Here is a 19,484-nt window from a genome sequence, read left to right as displayed (position 1 = left end):
AGGAACTGTCCACGTTCTGGCCACTTGGGGGAAGATCAGGGTTTGGTCTGGTACTCCCTGGCCACGTCGACCAGGAGCTGGTGCATGGCGAGCTCGGCGGGAGCGCGCAGCCGGTCCTGGCGGTGCGCCAGCAGCACGCGCCGGGCCGGCACGTCCGTGCCCAGCGCGAGCACGCGGACGTCCGGGTTCGGGTTGCGCACCGCGGTCCTGGGCGCCAGCGCGACGCCGAGCCCGACGCTGACCATGGCCTGCGCCTCCTGGTAGTCGTTGGCCTCGAACGCGATCTTCGGGGTGAACCCGGCCGCGCGGCAGCTGCGTTCGAGCACCTCGGCCACCGGGTGGTCGTGGGCGCGGACGATCCACTCCTCGCCGGCCAGTTCGGACATGGTGGTGAACCGCTTGCGCGCGAGCCGGTGATCAGCGGCGACGATGAGCACGGTCGGGTCGTCGAGCAGGGGCGTCAGCGAGATGTCGGGGACGTCGACGCGGTTCCACGCGTAGTCCCACAACAGCGCGATGCCGACGGTGCCGTTCTCCAGCAGCTCGACGAGCTCGTCGAACCGGGTGCTGCGCACGTCCAGGCGGAGATCCGGGTACTGGCGGCGGAACCTGCTCACGACCTGGGGCAGCAGGGCGCTCGCGACGGTCGGGAACACGCCGAGCGCGATGGTGCCGCGGCGCAGCCCCGCGAGTTCGGCCAGATCGGCCTCGGCGGCGCTGAGCCGGCGCAGGACGTGGCGGGCGTGACCGGCCAGCACGGCTCCGGCCTCGGTGGGGCGCACACCCCTGGCCTGCCGGTGCAGCAACGGCTGACCGGCTTCCACCTCGAGCCGGCGCAGCTGCTGCGAGACCGCGGACGGGGTGTAGCCGAGCTGTTCGGCGGCGGCGGTCATCGAACCGGTGTCCACCACGGCGGCGAGCAGCGCCAGGCGTCGGACGTCCAGCATGGACACTCCTCGTGCGAAAAAGTCTGAGGCGGGAAGTTCACTTGCTGGTGACTTCCGTGTAACTGTGCTTAAGGGTACCTGCTGACCTGCGAGCTGGTCTTTCGCCGGAACAGGCCTCGTGGCTGATGCGAACAGGTGTGATTGAGCGTGAAGCAACGCTTCATGGGCGTGCAGATATGCGTGATTGTGTTCAAGCTCGGCGGGAGTCACGGTTGCCGTCATGCGAGAGATACCGGCGACGTGGATGCGCGGTGGCACCAGCAAGTGCTGGGTCTTCGAGCGCGAGGTGCTGACGGTGCCCGGCCGCAGCGTCGACGAGGTGCTGCTGCGGCTGTACGGAAGCCCCGACCCGCGCCAGGTCGACGGCGTCGGTGGCGCGACGTCGACGACCAGCAAGGCCGTCGTGCTCGCCAGGAGCGACCGGCCGGGCATCGACGTCGAGTACACGTTCGCCCAGATCGGCATCGCCGACGGGCGGGTGGACTGGACGAGCAACTGCGGCAACTGCTCCGCCGTCGTCGGCCCCTACGCGCTGCGACGCGGCTGGGTGGTCCCGACCGGCGAGGTGACCACGGTGCGGATCAACAACACCAACACCGGCCAGCTGATCGTCGTCGACGTGCCGACGCCGTCGGGCCAGGTGACCGAACAGGGCCGGGACCGCATTCCCGGTGTGGCCCAGCCGGGTCTCGGCGTGCGGCTGTGGTTCGTCGACCCGGCCGGCCGGACCACCGGGGCGTTGCTGCCCACGGGCAACGCCGTCGACCTGGTGGACGGAGTGCGCGTGACGCTGCTCGACGCCGGCGCACCCGTCGTCCTCGTCCCGGCCGCCGAGGTCGGTGTGGACGGCGACGCCTCCCCGGCCGCGCTCGACGCCAGGGAAGACGTGCTGGGCCGGCTCGACCGTCTCCGCCGGATCGCGGCGGTCCGCATGGGTCTCGCCGCCGACCCCGCCGAAGCCGCCCGCGCCACCCCGAAGATCGCGTTGGTCAGCGCGGGACGGCCGGGACGTTCGGACGTGACCGTGCGGATGTTGTCGATGGGGCGGACGCATCCCGCGCTGGCCATCACCGGCAGCGTCGCGCTCACCGCCGCCGCCCACACGCCGGGTACGGTCCTGTCGGCCTTCACCGCCGGCGAGCAGGAGGTGCTGCGCCTGGACACTCCGGCCGGAGTCGTGACGACGCAGGCGAGCACCCGTGACGGACTGCTCGCGATCGGGGTCACCCGGACCACGCGCCGCATCGGCGACGCGACTCTCGTGCTGCCCGACGACGAGCCGCTGGAGCCCGCTCTCGCGACGCTGGCCGCTGCTGCGGTTTCCTGACCCCGCACCGCATCGGCGACGGTCGTTCTCCCGAGGAACTCACGACACCGGGCGCCGCCGCAGTTCCCTGACCCGAAACGCTCGTCTTCCCCGACGACGAGCCGCTGGAGCCCTCACCCACAACACCGGCCGCCGCCGCGGCCTCCTGACCCGCACCGTCGAAGAGGACAATGATGTCATCACAGATAATCGCGATCCTGGTGCTGGGCGGCATGTTCGTCGTCGCCACGGTGCTGCCCGTCAACATCGGCATCCTCGCGCTGGTCTCGTCGTTCCTCGTCGGCACGTTCGTGTTCGGCCTGGAGGACAAGGAGATCTTCGAGGGGTTCCCGGTCTCGCTGTTCATCACCGTCGTCGGAGTCACGTACCTGTTCTCCGTCGCCAAGCTGAACGGCACGATCGATCTGTTGGTGGAGGGCGGAATCCGGCTCGTGCGAGGCCGCGCCATCCTGGTGCCGTGGGTGCTGTTCGCGGTCGCGGCCACGTTGACCGCGCTGGGCACGTTCACCCCGGCCGCCGTCGCGTTGCTCGTGCCGATCGGGATGAGCTTCGCCTTCGCGTACCGCATCAGCCCGTTGATGATCGGCATGATGGTGATCTGCGGTGCCCACGCCGGGGCGTTCTCGCCGATGGCGGTCTCCGGCGCGCTCGTCTACGGCATCGTGGTGAAGTCCGGTCTGACGATCTCCCACGCCGCGTTGTTCTTCGCGAGCCTCGGCTTCAACCTGCTGCTCGCCGCCGTCACCTACGCGTTGCTCCGCCGCCGCGGTGAGGAGAGCTTCGTCGAGCGCCCGGACGGCGACGCGACCGCTGACGACGTGCCGACCGGCGGCGGTGTCGCCACCGCGGTCAGGCAGAAGACGATCGCGGTGACCTGGCGGCAGCGCGCCACGCTCGTGGCGCTGGTCGTGCTCGTGGTCGGCGCACTCGCGTTCCACCTGCAGATCGGTTTCCTCGCCCTGGCGGCGGGTGCCGTGCTCGCCGTGCTCGACCGCGAGAACCTCGGCAAGGCCGTCGAGGGCATCAGCTGGCCGACGATCCTCCTGGTCGCGGGCATGGTCACCTACGTGGGAGTCCTGGAGCACTCCGGCACCATCGACTGGGTCGCCCACGGCGCGGTCGGCCTGGGCGCGCCGTTGCTCGTGGCGCTCGTGCTGTGCGTCATCGTCGGCGTCACGTCGGCGTTCGCCTCGTCGACGGCGATCCTCACCGCGACCATCCCGATGGCGATCCCGTTGCTGCTCACCGACTCCCTCCCGGTCGTGGGTGTCGTGGCCGCCATGGCGATCTCCACCACCATCGTGGACGTCTCACCGTTCTCCACCAACGGCGCGCTGGTCCTCGCGAACGCCCGCGGTGTCGACCGGAACCGCTTCTACCGCCAGGTCATCTCCTACACCTGCGTCATCGTCGGCCTCGGGCCGATCGCGGCGTGGGCGGTGCTGGTCCTGCCCGGCTCGTTCTGAGGCCGGACACGACCTCTCGACCGGTTCGCCGCCGAACCGGTCGAGAGGTCGTGGCACGGCTCGGCCGCAGCACTCGGCCGACCCCTGAGTCACGTCAGCTGAACGCCCACGATGCAGGTGTCGTCGCCGGTGTTCGCCTCGCTGGTGTCGAGCAGGTGGTCGAGCAGCTCCTCCAGATCCCGGCGCGGGCCGGTCACCACCTCGCACAACCGGTCCAGGCAGTCGTCCAGCGGCACGTCACGGCGTTCGACCAGGCCGTCGGTGTAGAGCAGCAGCGTGTCGCCGGGTTCGAGCAGAACCTCACCCTCCTGGTAGGACACGTCGGCGAGGGCGCCGAGCATGATCCCGCCCAGCATCGGCAGCAGTTCTCCCCGCTCGTTCCTGATCAGCACGGGCGGCAGGTGACCGGCGCGGGCCCAGCGCAGCACGCGGGTGATCGGGTCGTACAGACCGCACAACGCCGTGGCCATGATGTTGTTGGAGAGGTGGTGCGCGACCAGGTTCAGCCACGTCAGCAGCTGCCCCGGGCCCGCACCGGTGGCCGCGAGGCCACGCAACGCGTTGCGCAGCACCACCATTCCGGTCGCGCCCTCGATGCCGTGGCCGGTGATGTCACCGACGGACAACAGGATCTGCTTGCTGGGCAGCACGACGGCGTCGTACCAGTCGCCACCCACCAGCTCCTCCTGCGCCGCGGGCCGGTACCGGACGGCGACGCGCAGCCCGAACGCGTCGATCGTGGGGTGCGCGGGCGGCATGATGACCTGCTGCAGCTGCAACGTGAGCTTGTTGCGCTCGGCCGCCTCCTGCGCGGTGATGGCGAGCTGGTCCTGCGTCGCGGACAGCGCGACCTCGGTCCAGTGCTGCGCCGAGACGTCCTGGTAGGCACCGCGGACCGCGATCAGCACGTCGAACGAGTCGAGCACGGGCTCGGCGATCACGCGCACGTGCCGCGTCACCCCGTCGGCGCGCTGGAGCCGGAACGCCGCGGACGCGGGCTGGTGGTGGTGCAGGACGTTGCGCACGAAGCCGTTGAGCGCGGGCACGTCGTCGGGATGGGCGTAGGTCGTGATCTTCGCCAGCGGCACGGGATCCGCGGTCGGCGGCAGCCCGTACAACGCGTACAGCTGGCTGTTCCACACGACCCCGCCGGTGTCCGGCTCCTCCTCGAACCCGCCGACGCGACCGAGCCGTTGCGCGTGCTGGAGCAGGTTCGCGAGGCGCGCGGTCTCGTCGTGCACCCGCCACACGACCAGCACCAGCGCGCCGTGCCGGGTGACGCTGACGCTCGCGGTCACCGTCAACGGCACCTCGTCGACGAGAGCCGCGAGCATCATGCGTTCGGTGCGGTACGGCTCACCGGTGGCGTAGGCGTGCTCGATCTTGTCGAACAGGTTGCCCTCCGCCGCGGCCAGGGGATAGGCCTCCAGCAACAACTTCCCCGCCACGGCGGCCCGCGGCCTGCCCGCGATGTCCACGAACCGCGCGTTGACGTGGTGCACCCGGAAGTCCGTGAGCATGCCGTCCGGTGAGACCTCGGGGCCGAGTACCAGCGCCGGGTCGAGCAGCCCGTCCGCGAGGTCCGTCAGTTCGGACGGCGCCGACAGCAGGTGATCGGCGGGAATCTCCGGCGCCGTGCCGTCGAGGGTGGTGGCGCAGAGCTCAGCCAACGCCTCCACCTGCCGGTGCACGCTCTGCGGTTGCGGTTCCAGCGGCTGCGGCCAGCAGATCTCCAGCACCCCGGTGATCCGGCCGCCGGTGCCCGCCGGGACGGCGACGCGGCCGGGCAGGCCGGTGCCGATCGACGGCAGCCCCGACTCGTCGAGGCTCGTGATCCACACCGTCTCCCGTTCGGTCAGCGCGCGCCGGGCGGCCGTGGCGACACCCGGTGGCACGTAACGCCACCGCCCGGCCTCGCCCTCGGTGAAGCCCGCGTTCCCGGCCAGGGTGAGCGACGAGTCCTTGCCCGCCGACCAGATCGCCACCGCGGTCGCACCCAGCGGCGCGAGCGCGTGGGCGAGCAGCGACCTCGCGACGGTCTCGGTGTCGTCCGCGTGCAGCAGAGCGCTCTCCGCCGTGCGGAACCGCACCGCCGCACCGGGGTCGGGCAGCGGCGGCGGTTCGGTGAGCCCGTCGCCGGACACCTCGTTGATGATGTCGACGGCGAGCTCCAGCTGAGTGGTTCCCGCCTGGCCGGCCAGCAGGGCGAGCTGCTCCGCCGCCTGCGCGGGCCCGCAGCGCAGCCGTTCGACGAGAACGCCCTTCGCGAGCTCGACGAGCGCCCGCCCGTCCGCTGCCGCCCGTGCCTCGTCGATCTCGCGGCGAAGGCGGTCGATCGTGCCCGCGAGCCGGTCGACCCTCGCCTCGTCCGAGGTCATCGGGGACCCAGCCACCGTCGCACGCAGGAGACGAGCTGGTCGGCGTCGACCGGTTTGGTGACGTAGTCGTTGGCACCGGAGGCGATGCTCTTGTCCCGGTCACCGGGCATCGCCTTCGCGGTCACCGCGATGATCGGCAGCTCGGCGTGGTCCGGCATGGCGCGGATCGCCGCCGTGGCGGCGTATCCGTCCATCTCGGGCATCATCACGTCCATCAGGATCAGGTCGATCTCCGGATGACCGATCAGCGCCTCGATGCCCTCCCTGCCGTTCTCCGCGTGCAGCACCCGGACGCCGTGCAGCTCCAGGATGCTGCTCAACGCGTACAGGTTGCGCGCGTCGTCGTCCACGATCAGCACGGTCCGGCCCGCCAGCCGGCCGCTCGCCGGGGGCTCGACCTGCTGGCGCGGCTGCTCGGGACGCACCAGCGGCAGCACGTCCTCCGGGCCGTCGGCGTTGAGGTGCAACGCGATCCGCTCGCGCAGTTCGTCCAAACTGGACAGCAGCTCCAGCGGGCGCGAGTCGGCCCGTGCCTGCAACTGCAGCTCGTAGGTGTCCGGGAGTCTGCGGTTGTTGTGCGCCAGCACGGGAATCGTGCGCGCGGCGGCGTCGCCGTCGAGTGCCTCCAGGAACCGCAAGGCGGCGCCGTCCGGCATGTCCAGCTCCAGCACGACGCAGTGGTACGGCTCGGTCGCCAGCGCGGCCGCCGCCTCCTCCTCGCCGACCGCCGTGACAACGTCGACCGGGCCACCGGGGTAGTTGCTCGCCGACAGGTCGGTCACCGCGCTCTGGGCGACGAGCGAGAGCAGGCCCTGGGGGCGTTCCTCGACCACGAGGAGCCGGCGCTTGTGCCCGTTCTCCGCCGACGGGCTCGCCTCCACGGACGCGGCGGGCGCCTGCTGGTCGTCGCCTGCCCTCTCCACCTCGCTGTAGTCCGTGCGGCGGACCGGGAGGTAGAGGGTGAAGGTGCTGCCCTTGCCGAGCACGCTCTCCGCGGTGATCGAGCCACCGAGCAGGTAGGCGATCTCGCGGCTGATCGAGAGGCCGAGACCGGTGCCGCCGTACTTGCGGCTGGTGGTGCCGTCGGCCTGCTGGAACGCGCCGAAGATCGACTCCAGCTGCTGCTCGGCGATGCCGATGCCGGTGTCGCTGACCCGGAACATGATCGCCGGGCCGTGCGACCGCACGGTCGGTGGCAGCTGTTCGGGGTCCGCGGGTTCGATGCGCAGCTCCACGCCGCCGGTCTCGGTGAACTTCACCGCGTTGGACAGCAGGTTGCGCAGGACCTGCTGCAGGCGCGTGTCGTCGGTGACGAGCTCCTCGGGCACACCGGGCGTCGTGGAGAGCTGGAAGTCCAGCCCCTTCTGCGAGGTGAGGGGCCGGAAGGTGACCTCGACGTAGTCCAGCAGCTGCCGCAACGACACGCGTTCGGGCGTGATGTCCATCTTGCCCGCCTCGACCTTGGACAGGTCGAGGATGTCGTTGATCAGCTGGAGGAGGTCCGACCCGGCGGAGTGGATGATTCCGGCGTACTCCACCTGCTTCGGCGTGAGGTTGCGGCTCGGGTTCTGCGCCAGCAGCTGCGCGAGGATGAGCAGGCTGTTGAGCGGGGTGCGCAGCTCGTGGCTCATGTTGGCCAGGAACTCCGATTTGTACTTCGACGCGAGCGTGAGCTCCCGCGCGCGGGTCTCCAGTTCCTGACGCGCCTGCTCGATCTGCAGGTTCTTGGCCTCGATGTCGCGGTTCTGGGTCGCGAGCAGCGCCGCCTTCTCCTCCAGTTCGGCGTTGGAGCGCTGCAGTTCCTCCTGGCGCACCTGGAGTTCGCCCGAGCGCGACTGCAGTTCGGACGCGAGCCGCTGCGACTCGACGAGCAGCTCGTCGGTGCGGGCGTTGGCGATGATGGTGTTGACGTTGACGCCGATGGTCTCCATCAGCTGCTCGAGGAAGTCGCGGTGGATGTCGGTGAAGCGGTGCACCGACGCCACCTCGATCACGCCGAGGACCTGGTCCTCCACCACGATCGGCAGCACGACCAGGTTCACCGGCGCCGTCCGGCCGAGCCCGGAGGTGATGGCGATGTAGTCCGCGGGCATCTCGTCCACCGCGATGGTGCGGCGGCTGCGCGCGGCCTGGCCGACCAGGGACTGGCCGAAGCGGAACCGCGTGGGCCGGGTGTCGTCGGCGGGGTGGCCGTACGAGCTGATCAACCGCAGCTCGTGGTGGTTGCCGGCGTCGTCGGCGTCGGCGAGGTAGAACGCGCCGAACTGGGCAGACACCAGCGGCGTCAGCTCGTCCATGATCAGTTCGGCGACCACGGCCAGGTCCCGGCGGCCCTGCATGAGACCGGAGATGCGGGCCAGGTTGGACTTCAGCCAGTCCTGGTCCTGGTTCGCCTTGGTGGAGTCGCGCAGCGAGCCCACCATCGAGTTGATGTTGTCCTTGAGCTCGGCGACCTCGCCCGAGGCCTCGACCGTGATCGACCGGGTCAGGTCGCCCTCGGCGACCGCGCTCGTCACCTCGGCGATCGCTCGCACCTGCCGGGTGAGGTTCTCGGCCAGCTCGTTCACGTTCTCGGTGAGGCGCTTCCACGTGCCGGACACGCCCTCGACCTCGGCCTGACCGCCGAGCCTGCCCTCGCTGCCGACCTCGAGGGCGACGCGGGTGACCTCGGCGGCGAAGCTGGAGAGCTGGTCGACCATCGTGTTGATCGTCGTCTTCAGTTCGAGGATCTCGCCGCGCGCGTCGACGTCGATCTTCTTCGTCAGGTCGCCCTGCGCGACGGCGGTGGTGACCTGGGCGATGTTGCGCACCTGGTTGGTCAGGTTGTTCGCCATGAAGTTGACGTTGTCGGTGAGGTCCTTCCAGGTGCCCGCCACGTTCGGCACCCGCGCCTGACCGCCGAGCATGCCCTCCGTGCCGACCTCGCGCGCCACGCGGGTGACCTCGTCGGCGAACGCGGACAGGGTGTCGACCATCGTGTTGATCACGCCGGCCAGCGCGGCGACCTCGCCCTTGGCCTCGACGGTGATCTTCTGGCTCAGGTCACCGCGGGCGATCGCCGTGGCGACCTGCGCGATGGACCGCACCTGGTTCGTCAGGTTCGACGCCATCAGGTTGACGTTGTCGGTCAGGTCCTTCCAGGTGCCCGAGACACCGCGCACCGTGGCCTGCCCGCCCAGGTTGCCCTCGGTGCCGACCTCGCGGGACACGCGCGTGACCTCGTCGGCGAAACCGGACAGCTGGTCGACCATCGTGTTGATGGTCTCCTTGAGCTCCAGGATCTCGCCGCGCGCGTCGACGCGGATCTTCTGGCTCAGATCACCTCGCGCCACCGCGGTCGTCACCTGCGCGATCGACCGCACCTGCGCGGTGAGGTTGTCCGCCATGACGTTGACCGACTCCGTGAGGTCCTTCCACGTGCCGGAGACGCCCTTCACGTCCGCCTGACCGCCGAGGCGGCCGTCCGTGCCGACCTCGCGCGAGACGCGGGTGACCTCGTCCGCGAACGACGAGAGCTGGTCGACCATCGTGTTGATGGTGTCCTTGAGCTCCAGGATCTCGCCGCGCGCCGTGACCGTGATCTTCTGGGACAGGTCGCCGCGCGCGACCGCCGTGGCGACCTGCGCGATGGACCGCACCTGCGCGGTCAGGTTGCCCGCCATGAAGTTCACCGAGTCGGTGAGGTCGCGCCAGGTGCCGGAGACGCCCTTGACGTCGGCCTGACCGCCGAGGATGCCGTCGGTGCCGACCTCGCGTGAGACGCGGGTGACCTCGTCGGCGAACGACGAGAGCTGGTCGACCATCGTGTTGATGGTGTTCTTCAGCTCCAGGATCTCGCCCCTGGCGGTGACGGTGATCTTCTGGGACAGGTCGCCGCGCGCGACCGCCGTGGTCACCTGGGCGATGTTGCGGACCTGGTCGGTCAGGTTGCCGGCCATGAAGTTCACGGAGTCGGTGAGGTCGCGCCACGTGCCGGACACGCCCTGCACGTCCGCCTGACCGCCGAGCCGGCCCTCGCTGCCCACCTCGCGCGCGACGCGGGTGACCTCGTCGGCGAAGCTCGACAGCTGGTCGACCATGGTGTTGACGGTGTTCTTGAGTTCGAGGATCTCGCCGCGCGCGTCCACGTCGATCTTCTGGCTCAGGTCGCCGCGCGCGACCGCGGTGGCGACCTGGGCGATGTCGCGGACCTGGCTGGTGAGGTTGCCGGCCATGGCGTTCACCGAGTCGGTGAGGTCCTTCCAGGTGCCCGACACCCCCGGAACCTCGGCCTGACCGCCGAGCCGGCCGTCCGTGCCGACCTCGCGGGCGACGCGGGTGACCTCGGAGGTGAACTGCGACAGCTGGTCCACCATGCCGTTGAAGACGGTGGCGATCTCCCGAGCAACCCGTCCGAGTCGTCCGGCAGCCTGATCCCGAAGTCCCCGTCGCGCACCGCCGTGAGGCCTGCGAGCAGCTGCCGGAGCTCAGGTAGATCGACTGCTTTCCGTGCACCGTCTTGTGGACGATCTGGTTGCACGATCTTGCTCACCATTTGATGCTGCCTCCACGGCAGGGCTGAACCAGGTGGAGGGAGACACCTGGCTGCTCAAGCGCGTCCCGACGAACCCGCGTGATCTTACGCGTCCGGAAGGCGGGCAACGCGCGTCGCGGTTCGGGCGAACGGTTCAATCCGTCAGTCCGTTCGCCGAAGTGCCGCTGCACTCCTCGGCAGCATTCGAAAGTTTCGAAAATCGATACCCGGCTGTTTTTCGAAACTTTTATCGAAACCGTCGGCAACTCTGTGGAATCGGCTCGGCACTGCTAGTGTCGGTTTCGCGCTCGCCCGTCGCCGTGTCAACCTCATTGTCGAGGAGTCCCGCACATGGCTGAAACAATTGTTCGACCGCGCGGCCGCACTCGCGGCCGTTTCGCATTGCTCGTTCACGGCGCCTGCACCGCACTGGTGCTGGCGCTCCTCCCGGCCGTCGCCAGCGCTGATGTGGGTATCACGGCCACCTGTTCGAGCCAGACCGGCAACAACGGTGGTTACTACTACTCGTTCTGGACCGACGGCGGCGGCAGGGTCTGCATGGACTTCGGGTCCGGCGGCAACTACAGCACGTCCTGGAGCAACGTCGGCAATTTCGTCGGCGGCAAGGGCTGGAGCAACGGTTCACGGCGGACCGTGAACTATTCGGGCAGCTTCAACCCGTCCGGCAACGCGTATCTGACGCTCTACGGATGGACGTCGAACCCGCTCGTCGAGTACTACATCGTCGACAACTGGGGCACCTACCGGCCCACCGGCACCTACAAGGGCACGGTCACCAGTGACGGCGGCACGTACGACATCTATCAGACGATGCGCTACAACGCGCCGTCCGTCGAAGGCAACAAGACCTTCCCGCAGTTCTGGAGCGTCCGTCAGCAGAAGAAAACCGGCGGTTCCATCACCACCGGCAACCACTTCGACGCGTGGAACCGCGCCGGAATGCGGCTGGGGAACTTCAGCTACTACATGATCCTCGCGACCGAGGGATACCGGAGCAGCGGAAATTCCAACATCACGGTGAGGTGAGAATCGGGCCATGCTTCTTCGCCGATTTGTCGTAGCCGTTGTCGTCAGCGCCGGGTTGTCGGTGTCCACGACGGCAGTGGCGACGGCCGACCAGTTCGGGTGCACGTTCTACGCGGCCAGTCAGGGCTACAGCGGCAAGATCGTGGACATCGGATGCGCTGACGGCGCACGGGGCAATCGGGTTCTCTGCCTGGGATCACTGCGAATCGCCGGGATGCCTGACGCGATCGCCGAAGAGGCGTGCCGAAGGGCGGCGCTTTAGCGTCCGCGACGTGCGGGCCCCGAAAGGCCGGGGCCCGCACACCCCCGTTGGTTCCGCGTCTCCGAACGATCAGCGGCCGAGCCGGGCGGCCAGCGCGTCGAGGGCGAACTCGACCGTGAAGTCGTACTCGGCACCGGGGTCGAACCGCGCCAGGTGCGGTGCGGCGCCGACGATCGCGGGCAGACCGCTGCCCTCCAGAACCGCTTGGCGCCGCGCGATTCCCTCGATGTCGGTCGTGCCGTAGGTCGGACCGGCGTTGATCTCCCGCAGCAGCGAGCCGATGAGGGTGGCGACGAGCGTCCGGAGGAGGTGGACGGCCTCCTCCGCGGGGCAGCCGGCCGCGCGCAGGACGGTCAGGACCGCCTCGATCGGGGCGAGCGCCTCGAAGGACGCGAGCTGGCGGGTGAGCACGAGCGCCGCCGCCTCGGCGTGGGTCAGTGCCCGGTCGCGGAACGCGTGGGCGATCGCCCGCAGATCGGTCCGCAGGTCACCGGTGCGTTCGGGCAGCTCGATGGTCCCCAGGATGTGCTCGGCGACCGCGTCGAGCAGGCCGTCCTTGCCGTCGACGTGGTTGTAGAGGCTCTTGGCGTCGACCCCGAGGACGCGCCCGACAGCACGCATGCTCACCGCGCCGACGCCGTCGGTGTCGATCACGCGCAGGGTGGCTTCGACGATCGCCTCGCGGGAGAGCCGGCTCTCGCCCTTGGGCGGACGTCCCCGGCGCGCGGTGCTGGTGCTCATGGCGTTCATCGTGCCCCAGGGTCTTGTTGAAATCCACGGTGTGGGTATAGCGTCCGGGTAAACCCACACCGTGGACAAAGGGGTCGTGATGCGCTTCCCGTGGGGTTCGGCGCAGGTCGCGGACCTGCCGGCCGTCGGCACCCGGATCGACACGCTGGCCCAGGTCGAGGGCAGTCCCGGGGCACGACTGCGCCTGATCCGCGCGCAGGGGGAGGCGTTTCGCCGCGAGTTCCCGTCGACCGGCACACCGGACAGCGTGGTCACCTGCGACCTGGTGACGTTGCCGTACCCGACGCGGTTCGGGCTGTTCCGGGCGTCACGGGCGTTGGCGCCGTTCCTGTCGATCACGAACCGGATGCTGGTGATCCGGTGGACCGAGAACGGCAGGGAGCGGGTGCTGCTGTTCGAGCCGTCCGACCACGAGCTCGGGCGGTACACGCCGTACTTCGACAGCCTCTCGCAGAAGACGCCGGCCCTGGTCGAACGGCAGGTGGTGCGCGTGCACGGCACGGTGCTCGGCCACCTGGCGCGGCTGGGCATCAAGCCGGAAGAGGTCGACTACCTGATGTTCGACCACCTGCACACCCAGGACCTGCGGCGCTGGATCGGCACCACCGCGCACCAGCGCGACCTGAACGACCACCCGCGCGCGGCCTTCCCCAACGCCAAGGTGATCGTGCAGCGCGACGAGCTCGCCGCGATGGCCGAGCTGCACCCGTTGCAGCGGCCCTGGTACCAGCCCGCCGCCTACCGCGACGTCCCGCCCGAGGCGTTCCTGCCGATCGAGGGCTCGGTGGTGCTCGGGCCCGGCGTGGCCGTCGTGAAGACGCCGGGACACGTGTTCGGCAACCAGAGCCTGGTCCTCAACACCTCGACCGGCATCTGGGTCAGCAGCGAGAACGTCATCGCGGCCGAAGCGCTGACCCCGGAACACTCGAAGCTGCCGGGCCTCGAGAAGTGGACGCGGTCGTGGCAGCAGGAGGTCGTGCTCAACGCCAACACGATCGAGACGACCGCCGACCAGTACAACTCGATCATCCTCGAGAAGACCCTGGCCGACCGCAGCCAGGCCGATTCCCGGTTCCTGCAGTTCTTCCCGTCCAGCGAGCTCACCGGCGCGTGGACGAACCCCGGCACCAGGCCCACCTTCGCCCACCGCCACCTCACCCACGGCTGACCCAGGAGCACCACCATGTCCCGCTTCACCCTGCCGCCCGAAGAAGTCCTGCGCGCACGCGAGAAGCTCGTCCTGGACCACTTCCACGACGAGGTCCGCCAGGACTGGGACGCCACGCTCTCGACGTTCCCGCACCCGCACTACGAGCTCATCGCGCAGATGACCGTCCACGACGGCGACGGCGAGGTCCGCGAGTACTACCACGACACGCGCGTGGCGTTCCCCGACCAGAACCACGAGATCATCGCGCTGCGGCACGCGCACGACGCCGTGATCGTCGAGTTCTGGTTGACGGGAACCCACAACGGGCCGCTCGGCAAGATCCCGCCGACCGGTTCGAAGCACCGCACGCGCATGACCGCGTACTTCCTCTTCGACGCCAACGAGAACCTCGTCACCGAACGCATCTACTTCGACCAGCTCACCATCCTCAGGCAACTGCTCGCCGGGCTGGACAAGAAGAACCCCGCGGACCTGCTCAAGCTCGGCCGCGTCGTCGCCGGGACGCTCGCCATGTCCGGTGGTGAGCCGGACCCGCGCCTGACTGACACCGTTGCGGCCGACCTGGGTCCGTAGGTGTCCGTTCTCGCGCCCGCCGGTTCCACCTCGGTGCTGCATTCCGGAGTGATCATGTTGCGCGGGTTGGTTTTCGTGGTTCGGCGCGGGTTCCAGCGGGGGTGGTCGCCTTTGCTGGTGGTGTCGCCTTGTATTGGTGGTCGCTTTGGGTTGTATGACGAGCCGGGTCATTTCATCGCCGCTTCGCGACGATTGCGATTGGGGCTTGACTTCGGGGCCCTTGCGAGGCGCTGTGTCGGGCGGAAAAGGTCGGATGCTTCGCACCCGCCCGATCCGAAAAGGCTAGCACCTCGCTCCCAAAGTCAAGCCCCAATCGCAATCGTGCGTGGTTGCGTTGGGTTGTTCGGCTCACCTCATTACCGCTTGCCCGCGTTCGGATTGCCCGATTCGGCTCCACTTCGCGGAGCACGTTGCCCGGCTGGTTGGTTCACCCGATTGTGTGTGCTCTGACGTGCTTTAATGTTGTGATCTTGCGGTAGATTGGAACACGTGATCGAAACCCGACTCCTTTCCACCGACGAGCTGCTGAGCAGCATCGTCAGCAAGGTGACGGAAATTCGGGTGCGCGAACACGAGATGATGCAGGAAATCGCGGAACTCGAACGGCGTGGAGCCGCGAGCGAGCTGGGTTACAAGGATTTGCCGCAGGTGTTGCGACACGCGGTCCGCTGGGATCTCCGCACCGCCAAGCGCTGGATCGACAATGCCGCGCTTTTGGCCAATGAGATCACGCCGACCGGCAGTGAACTGGCTCCGGTGCTTCCGCTGACGGCGGAGGCGGTGGCCGAGGGCGCGTTGTCGATTGACCACGTCGCGGTGGTCGCCGAGATCATGAAGACCGTGCCCGCCGAGCACGAGGCCAGGGTGGTGGGCTATGCCCGTGACTTCGAGCCCCACACGGTCCGCACCCTGGGTGCGAAACTCGCCTACAGCCTCTTCCAGGACGACCCGGAGCCGCGCGACCCCGAGCCTGCGCCGCCGCCGGGCAATCAGCACTTGATGCAGTGGAAGAACGGGCGGCTGGAGATCCGCGCGAAGCTGGACAAGGTGAGCGGCGCGAAGTACGAGGCGCTGCTCGACCCGCTGGCCAAGCCCCGCCCGACCACCGCCGACGAGGGCCCGGACCTGCGCTCCCGCGAGGAACGCGAGGGCGACGCCCTGGCCGAGCTGGTCGACCTGATGCTGCGCGCCGACCAACTGCCCGAACACGGCGGCGAACCAGTCACCTTGACCCTGACCATGCCCTACGAGGACCTGGCCAACCAGGTCGGCCACGCCACGCTGGACAACGGCGACCGCGTCCCGGTCGAGCAGGTGCGTGAGCTGGCGTGCAACGCGGGCATCATCCCGATGGTCCTGGGCGGAGCGGGCCAGCCGCTCAACGTCGGCCGCAAGACCCGCACCTTCCCTGCCGCGATCCGCAGGACCCTGGTCACCAGGGATCGCGGCTGCGCCTTCCCCGGCTGTGGCAGACCGCCCAGACAGTGCGACGCCCACCACATCCGCCACTGGGCCAACGGCGGCGACACCTCTGTCGACAACGCTGTGCTGCTCTGCCGCCACCACCACACGCTGATCCACCAGAGCGAGTGGGACGTCAAGCTGGTCACCGGCATCCCGACGTTCTACGCACCGGCCTGGCTCGACCCGGGCTCGACCCGCAACGAAGTCCGAGACGGAACCTGATCAACACCGCCTAACCACAGCGAAGCGGTGTTGATGAAGGCCGCCTGGCTTCGGGGGAGGCGGTGTCGATGAAGGCCGTCCTGACCACGGCGAGGCAGGCTGATGAATGGTGTCCAGGGCACGGCCAGGCGCCTCGCCGGCGCTGCTGACCAACGGCTGCAACGGTTAGCTATTTCTCTCTCGACATTTTCCTCCTCCCTTGCGTTTCTCTCGTCACGCGGGACTGTCTCCGCAAGGCCGCAGTACAGCCAATCTCACGAAGCCGAAGGCAAGCCACAATGGCAATGGCAAGCCGAACCTCCCCTGTCAACGCCACGACGGCGAAGCCGAGCCGGACAGGGCAATGCGAACGCAGGCAAGCGGTAATGAGGTGAGCCGAACAACAAACGCGACCACGCACGCGTGCGATTGGGGCTTGACTTTGGGTGCGAGGTGCTATGCTGGTTGGATCGGCCGGGCTCCTTATGCCCGGCTTTTCAAGGCCGATGTGCGCCTCGCAAGGGCCCCGGAGTCAAGCCTCAATCGCAATCGTCGCGAAGCGGCGATGAAATGACCCGGCTCGTCATACGACCCAAAGCGACCACCAACACAAGGCGGCCACGCCAGCAAAAGGTGACCACCTCGCTGGAACTCGACCCACACGACTTACGTGGAAACGGCGAAGCCCCCCTCCGCGCGAGCTGTCGCCGACGACGGCATCCCGATCGGAGTACCCCGACGAACAGACTGGTGCGTCTCCGTGCGCGTCGATCGGCGACGCCGGCCCAGGGGCCGGTTTCGGGCACCAGTTCCGGTGGCGACACCTCATAGATGTTCCCGAGGCACGGAACCCCTGACCTGCGCCCAGAACGCCTCCACCCCGGCTCGCCGCGGGCAGTCCGGCCGCCCAGGTCGGGCCCGGTGAAACCCCCTGTCCACTGTGGTCGGCCACCGCGACGGCCAACCGGGCGGCAGGGGCGAGTTCACCGTCCGGCTGAGACCGTCCTGTTGACACCGGTGCATCGGCCACGAACACTTGGCGCGCCCAAAATGTGATCGCTAACATCGTGGAGTCGACCTCGTGCGTGTACAGCCTGGCGGTTCGGCGGCGGCGATCGCGCTCCTCCTCGCGGCCCTCGGCGCACCGGGCGCGGTCGCACAACCCGGTGGCAGGGACGTCACCGCCGACGTGCGCGCCAACAAGAACATCACGTTGAGCGGGGACACCGTCGTGCGCCTCACCGGTGGCGTCACCACCTACACGGGCGTGCTCTCCGGCGAAGGGGTCTTCACCGTCGGTGGAACCGGCACCCTGGTGCTGGTGAAGAACAGCGACTTCACCCTGCCGAAGGACCGCCAGCGGCAGAAGATCCGCACCGTCGGCGGCAACCACCCGGTGACCACGATCGAGAACCCCGACCCGCCCGCCGTCGTCGTGCAGCGCGGCGCGACCCTCCAGTACGGCAGCGGATCAGGTGGCGACGGCGTCATCGCGCACTTCACCAAGGCGCCCGAGGTGTCGCTGAACGCGCTCAACCACCAGGTCGACGGCGCCCTGGACCTCGCAGTGCACAGCCGGCTGAACCTCGGCGTCATCAGCGGCTCGGGCCTCGTCAAGCAACGCAGGGGCACGTGGCCCGGCATCGACCTGCCGGGCACGCACCCGTTCACGGGCACGCTCTACGTCGGCACCGGCGCGGACTACGGCAGCCTGCACTACCTCACCTCCATGCCGACGGTGCGCAAGGTCGTGAACCAGGGCTCGTTCATCCACAACGCCCCGGACGCCGAGGTCGTCACCGACGCCGCTGACATCTACTCGCAGTACTACGGCAACGACATCAACTTCCACACCTGGGGCTCCGGCGTCGTGCGGATGTCGGGTGTCTACAGCTGGTCCGACAACGGGTCGGACACCGATCCCGCGCTCAGCGACCCCTCCCGCAACTTCGCCACCGTGCCGCACCGCGACAACAAGCGCGGCATCAACATCGAAGGTGCAACGGTGACGTGGGGCGACGGCACGCACAACCGCTTCTTCCTGCCCGGCAACGAGAACACCGTCTACATCAACATGCACGCCGAGCGGAACGGCACCCGCAGCGTGCTGACGTTCGACTACAACGGGCCGGTCACCCTCGACGCGCCCATCTCCGGCGGCAAGTACCACGACACGATGGCGGAGGTCGGCCGAGGCGACGTCGTCATCGCGGCGACCCGCGGCAACGCGGTCACCTTCACCGCACCGCAGAACTACGACGGCAACACCACGATCGGCGAGGGCGCGTCGCTGCGGCTGGGCGACGGCAGCCCGCAGGGCGACAGCGCACTGCTGAGCACCGGCAAGATCGTCGACAACGGCGAGCTGATCCTCCAGAACTCCGCCAAGGGCCTTCAGCTCGGCCGGATCAGCGGCAAGGGTTCGCTGACCCAGGCGGGCCCGGCCACCACCACCCTGACCGGCGACCTCACCTACCAGGGCAAGACCACGGTGAAGGCGGGCACCCTCGCGCTCACGGGCGGCACCCTCGCCGCGAGCACCTCCGTCGACCTGCCCGCGTCCGGAACGACCCTGGACCTCGCCGGGGACCAGACGCTCAACAACCTCTCCGGCGCCGAGGGCAGCACGGTGAAGGCCGCCGGTGCCGTGACCGTCCACGCCACGGCCGCGACGACGTTCGGCGGCACCATGACCGCCGGCAGCGTCACCAAGACCGGGGCCGAAACGCTCACCCTGACCGGGTTGGTGCAGGCGAAGCAGCTCACCGTCGAACCCGCGGCCCCGCTGCGTGCCTCGGGCACGGTCGAAGGCGACGTCGACAACGCCGGAACGGTCACCGCCGCCGGCCTGACCGTGCGCGGTGCCTACACCCAACGGCCCGGTGCGCGCCTGACCGGCAGCCGGATGAACGTCACCGGCGCGGTGACGCTCGCGGGCACGCTGGAAGCGGAGGGCTCCGGCGTGATCATCGACAACCAGGGCACCGCGCAGGTGAACGGCACCTTCGACGGCCTGCCCGAGGGTGCCGCGGTGGGCGCGTTCCGGATCACCTACCGCGGTGGTGACGGCAACGACGTCGCCCTGACGGATGGTTCCGGCACGAGCAGGTCCGGCGACGTGGCGCGGGCCGCGACGACGTCCGGGTCCGGGTCGTGGTGGTGGTTCGCGGTGGCCGGCGCGCTCGTGCTGCTGATCGCCGTCCTGTGGTTCCTCTGGCGATCGCGGCGCGAACGTGATCTGGTCGCCGACTGATTCGTCGAATTCGACTGAGTTGTCGAACGGGGAAATGCGTCGGCGCGGCCGAGTGTGATCGGAATTAGCGGTGCGCGAGTGCCTTTTGCGCAAGTCTGCGCTGGTCGTGGCTGTAGGACCGGCTCCTCGTTC

At 69.0% G+C, this 19,484-nt stretch carries 12 protein-coding genes; 8 read left to right on the top strand and 4 right to left on the bottom strand.

Going from position 1 to position 19,484, the window contains the following annotated elements:
* Positions 1–35 precede the first annotated feature (35 nt).
* Positions 36–947 carry a LysR family transcriptional regulator gene (locus AOM45_RS05670; protein ID WP_030470695.1) on the bottom strand — a complete coding sequence of 304 codons (912 nt, stop codon included), beginning with the start codon at positions 945–947 and terminating at the stop codon, positions 36–38.
* A 220-nt stretch (positions 948–1,167) separates the two neighbouring features.
* Between AOM45_RS05670 and AOM45_RS05665 the strand changes: the two genes are divergently transcribed.
* Together AOM45_RS05665 and AOM45_RS05660 are read left to right on the top strand one after the other, a co-directional pair.
* On the top strand, positions 1,168–2,274 hold the full coding sequence (locus tag AOM45_RS05665; protein ID WP_030470696.1) for a PrpF domain-containing protein: 1,107 nt from the start codon (positions 1,168–1,170) through the stop codon (positions 2,272–2,274).
* A gap of 173 nt (positions 2,275–2,447) precedes the next feature.
* A complete protein-coding gene (locus tag AOM45_RS05660; RefSeq protein ID WP_201779895.1) occupies positions 2,448–3,740 on the top strand; it encodes an SLC13 family permease in 1,293 nt (430 codons plus the stop codon).
* Positions 3,741–3,829: 89 nt separating this feature from the next.
* Here AOM45_RS05660 and AOM45_RS05655 read toward each other — a convergent pair whose 3' ends face one another.
* Positions 3,830–6,118 carry a SpoIIE family protein phosphatase gene (locus tag AOM45_RS05655; protein WP_051784233.1) on the bottom strand — a complete coding sequence of 763 codons (2,289 nt, stop codon included), beginning with the start codon at positions 6,116–6,118 and terminating at the stop codon, positions 3,830–3,832.
* On the bottom strand, positions 6,115–10,473 hold the full coding sequence (locus AOM45_RS05650) for a HAMP domain-containing hybrid sensor histidine kinase/response regulator (RefSeq protein ID WP_372497379.1): 4,359 nt from the start codon (positions 10,471–10,473) through the stop codon (positions 6,115–6,117). The genes AOM45_RS05655 and AOM45_RS05650 overlap by 4 nt, the downstream gene beginning before the upstream one ends.
* A 509-nt stretch (positions 10,474–10,982) precedes the next feature.
* Between AOM45_RS05650 and xynA the strand changes: the two genes are divergently transcribed.
* Both xynA and AOM45_RS05640 read left to right on the top strand, forming a co-directional pair.
* Positions 10,983–11,678, top strand: coding sequence for an endo-1,4-beta-xylanase XynA (gene xynA, locus AOM45_RS05645; protein ID WP_030470699.1), 696 nt, complete (start codon positions 10,983–10,985; stop codon positions 11,676–11,678).
* Between the two features lie 10 nt (positions 11,679–11,688).
* Positions 11,689–11,940, top strand: coding sequence for a hypothetical protein (locus tag AOM45_RS05640; RefSeq protein ID WP_030470700.1), 252 nt, complete (start codon positions 11,689–11,691; stop codon positions 11,938–11,940).
* 69 nt (positions 11,941–12,009) lie between these two features.
* Here AOM45_RS05640 and AOM45_RS05635 read toward each other — a convergent pair whose 3' ends face one another.
* Positions 12,010–12,681 (bottom strand): TetR/AcrR family transcriptional regulator, encoded by a 672-nt coding sequence (locus AOM45_RS05635; protein WP_156094149.1) that lies wholly within the window; start codon positions 12,679–12,681, stop codon positions 12,010–12,012.
* A 70-nt stretch (positions 12,682–12,751) separates the two neighbouring features.
* On the opposite strand from AOM45_RS05635, the gene AOM45_RS05630 reads away from it, so the two are divergent.
* The 4 genes from AOM45_RS05630 to AOM45_RS05615 all read left to right on the top strand — a co-directional run bounded on the left by AOM45_RS05630 (position 12,752) and on the right by AOM45_RS05615 (position 19,352).
* On the top strand, positions 12,752–13,858 hold the full coding sequence (locus AOM45_RS05630) for an MBL fold metallo-hydrolase (protein ID WP_201779894.1): 1,107 nt from the start codon (positions 12,752–12,754) through the stop codon (positions 13,856–13,858).
* 15 nt (positions 13,859–13,873) lie between these two features.
* Positions 13,874–14,434, top strand: a complete 561-nt coding sequence (locus AOM45_RS05625; RefSeq protein WP_030470703.1) for an ester cyclase — start codon at positions 13,874–13,876, stop codon at positions 14,432–14,434.
* Positions 14,435–14,923: 489 nt separating this feature from the next.
* Positions 14,924–16,120, top strand: coding sequence for an HNH endonuclease signature motif containing protein (locus tag AOM45_RS05620; RefSeq protein WP_156249714.1), 1,197 nt, complete (start codon positions 14,924–14,926; stop codon positions 16,118–16,120).
* Positions 16,121–17,180: 1,060 nt separating this feature from the next.
* The gene (locus tag AOM45_RS05615; protein ID WP_236703166.1) at positions 17,181–19,352 is read left to right on the top strand and encodes an autotransporter-associated beta strand repeat-containing protein; all 2,172 of its coding nucleotides are present in this window, start codon (positions 17,181–17,183) and stop codon (positions 19,350–19,352) included.
* Positions 19,353–19,484 lie beyond the last annotated feature (132 nt).

It is taken from the genome of Lentzea aerocolonigenes, assembly GCF_000974445.1.
GTDB classification, from domain to species: domain Bacteria; phylum Actinomycetota; class Actinomycetes; order Mycobacteriales; family Pseudonocardiaceae; genus Lentzea; species Lentzea aerocolonigenes.
The sequence above is the reverse complement of the archived record's forward strand: the minus strand, read 5'-3'. Positions and strand labels throughout refer to the sequence as shown.

Excerpts from the sequence above, each read along its gene's own strand:
- AOM45_RS05665 (WP_030470696.1), top strand. The coding sequence starts at position 1,168 with ATGCGAGAGATACCGGCGACGTGGATGCGCGGTGGCACCAGCAAGTGC.
- AOM45_RS05655 (WP_051784233.1), bottom strand. The coding sequence starts at position 6,118 with ATGACCTCGGACGAGGCGAGGGTCGACCGGCTCGCGGGCACGATCGAC.
- AOM45_RS05670 (WP_030470695.1), bottom strand. The coding sequence starts at position 947 with ATGCTGGACGTCCGACGCCTGGCGCTGCTCGCCGCCGTGGTGGACACC.
- AOM45_RS05635 (WP_156094149.1), bottom strand. The coding sequence starts at position 12,681 with ATGAGCACCAGCACCGCGCGCCGGGGACGTCCGCCCAAGGGCGAGAGC.
- AOM45_RS05650 (WP_372497379.1), bottom strand. The coding sequence starts at position 10,473 with ATGGTGGACCAGCTGTCGCAGTTCACCTCCGAGGTCACCCGCGTCGCC.
- AOM45_RS05640 (WP_030470700.1), top strand. The coding sequence starts at position 11,689 with ATGCTTCTTCGCCGATTTGTCGTAGCCGTTGTCGTCAGCGCCGGGTTG.
- AOM45_RS05625 (WP_030470703.1), top strand. The coding sequence starts at position 13,874 with ATGTCCCGCTTCACCCTGCCGCCCGAAGAAGTCCTGCGCGCACGCGAG.
- AOM45_RS05660 (WP_201779895.1), top strand. The coding sequence starts at position 2,448 with ATGTCATCACAGATAATCGCGATCCTGGTGCTGGGCGGCATGTTCGTC.
- xynA (WP_030470699.1), top strand. The coding sequence starts at position 10,983 with ATGGCTGAAACAATTGTTCGACCGCGCGGCCGCACTCGCGGCCGTTTC.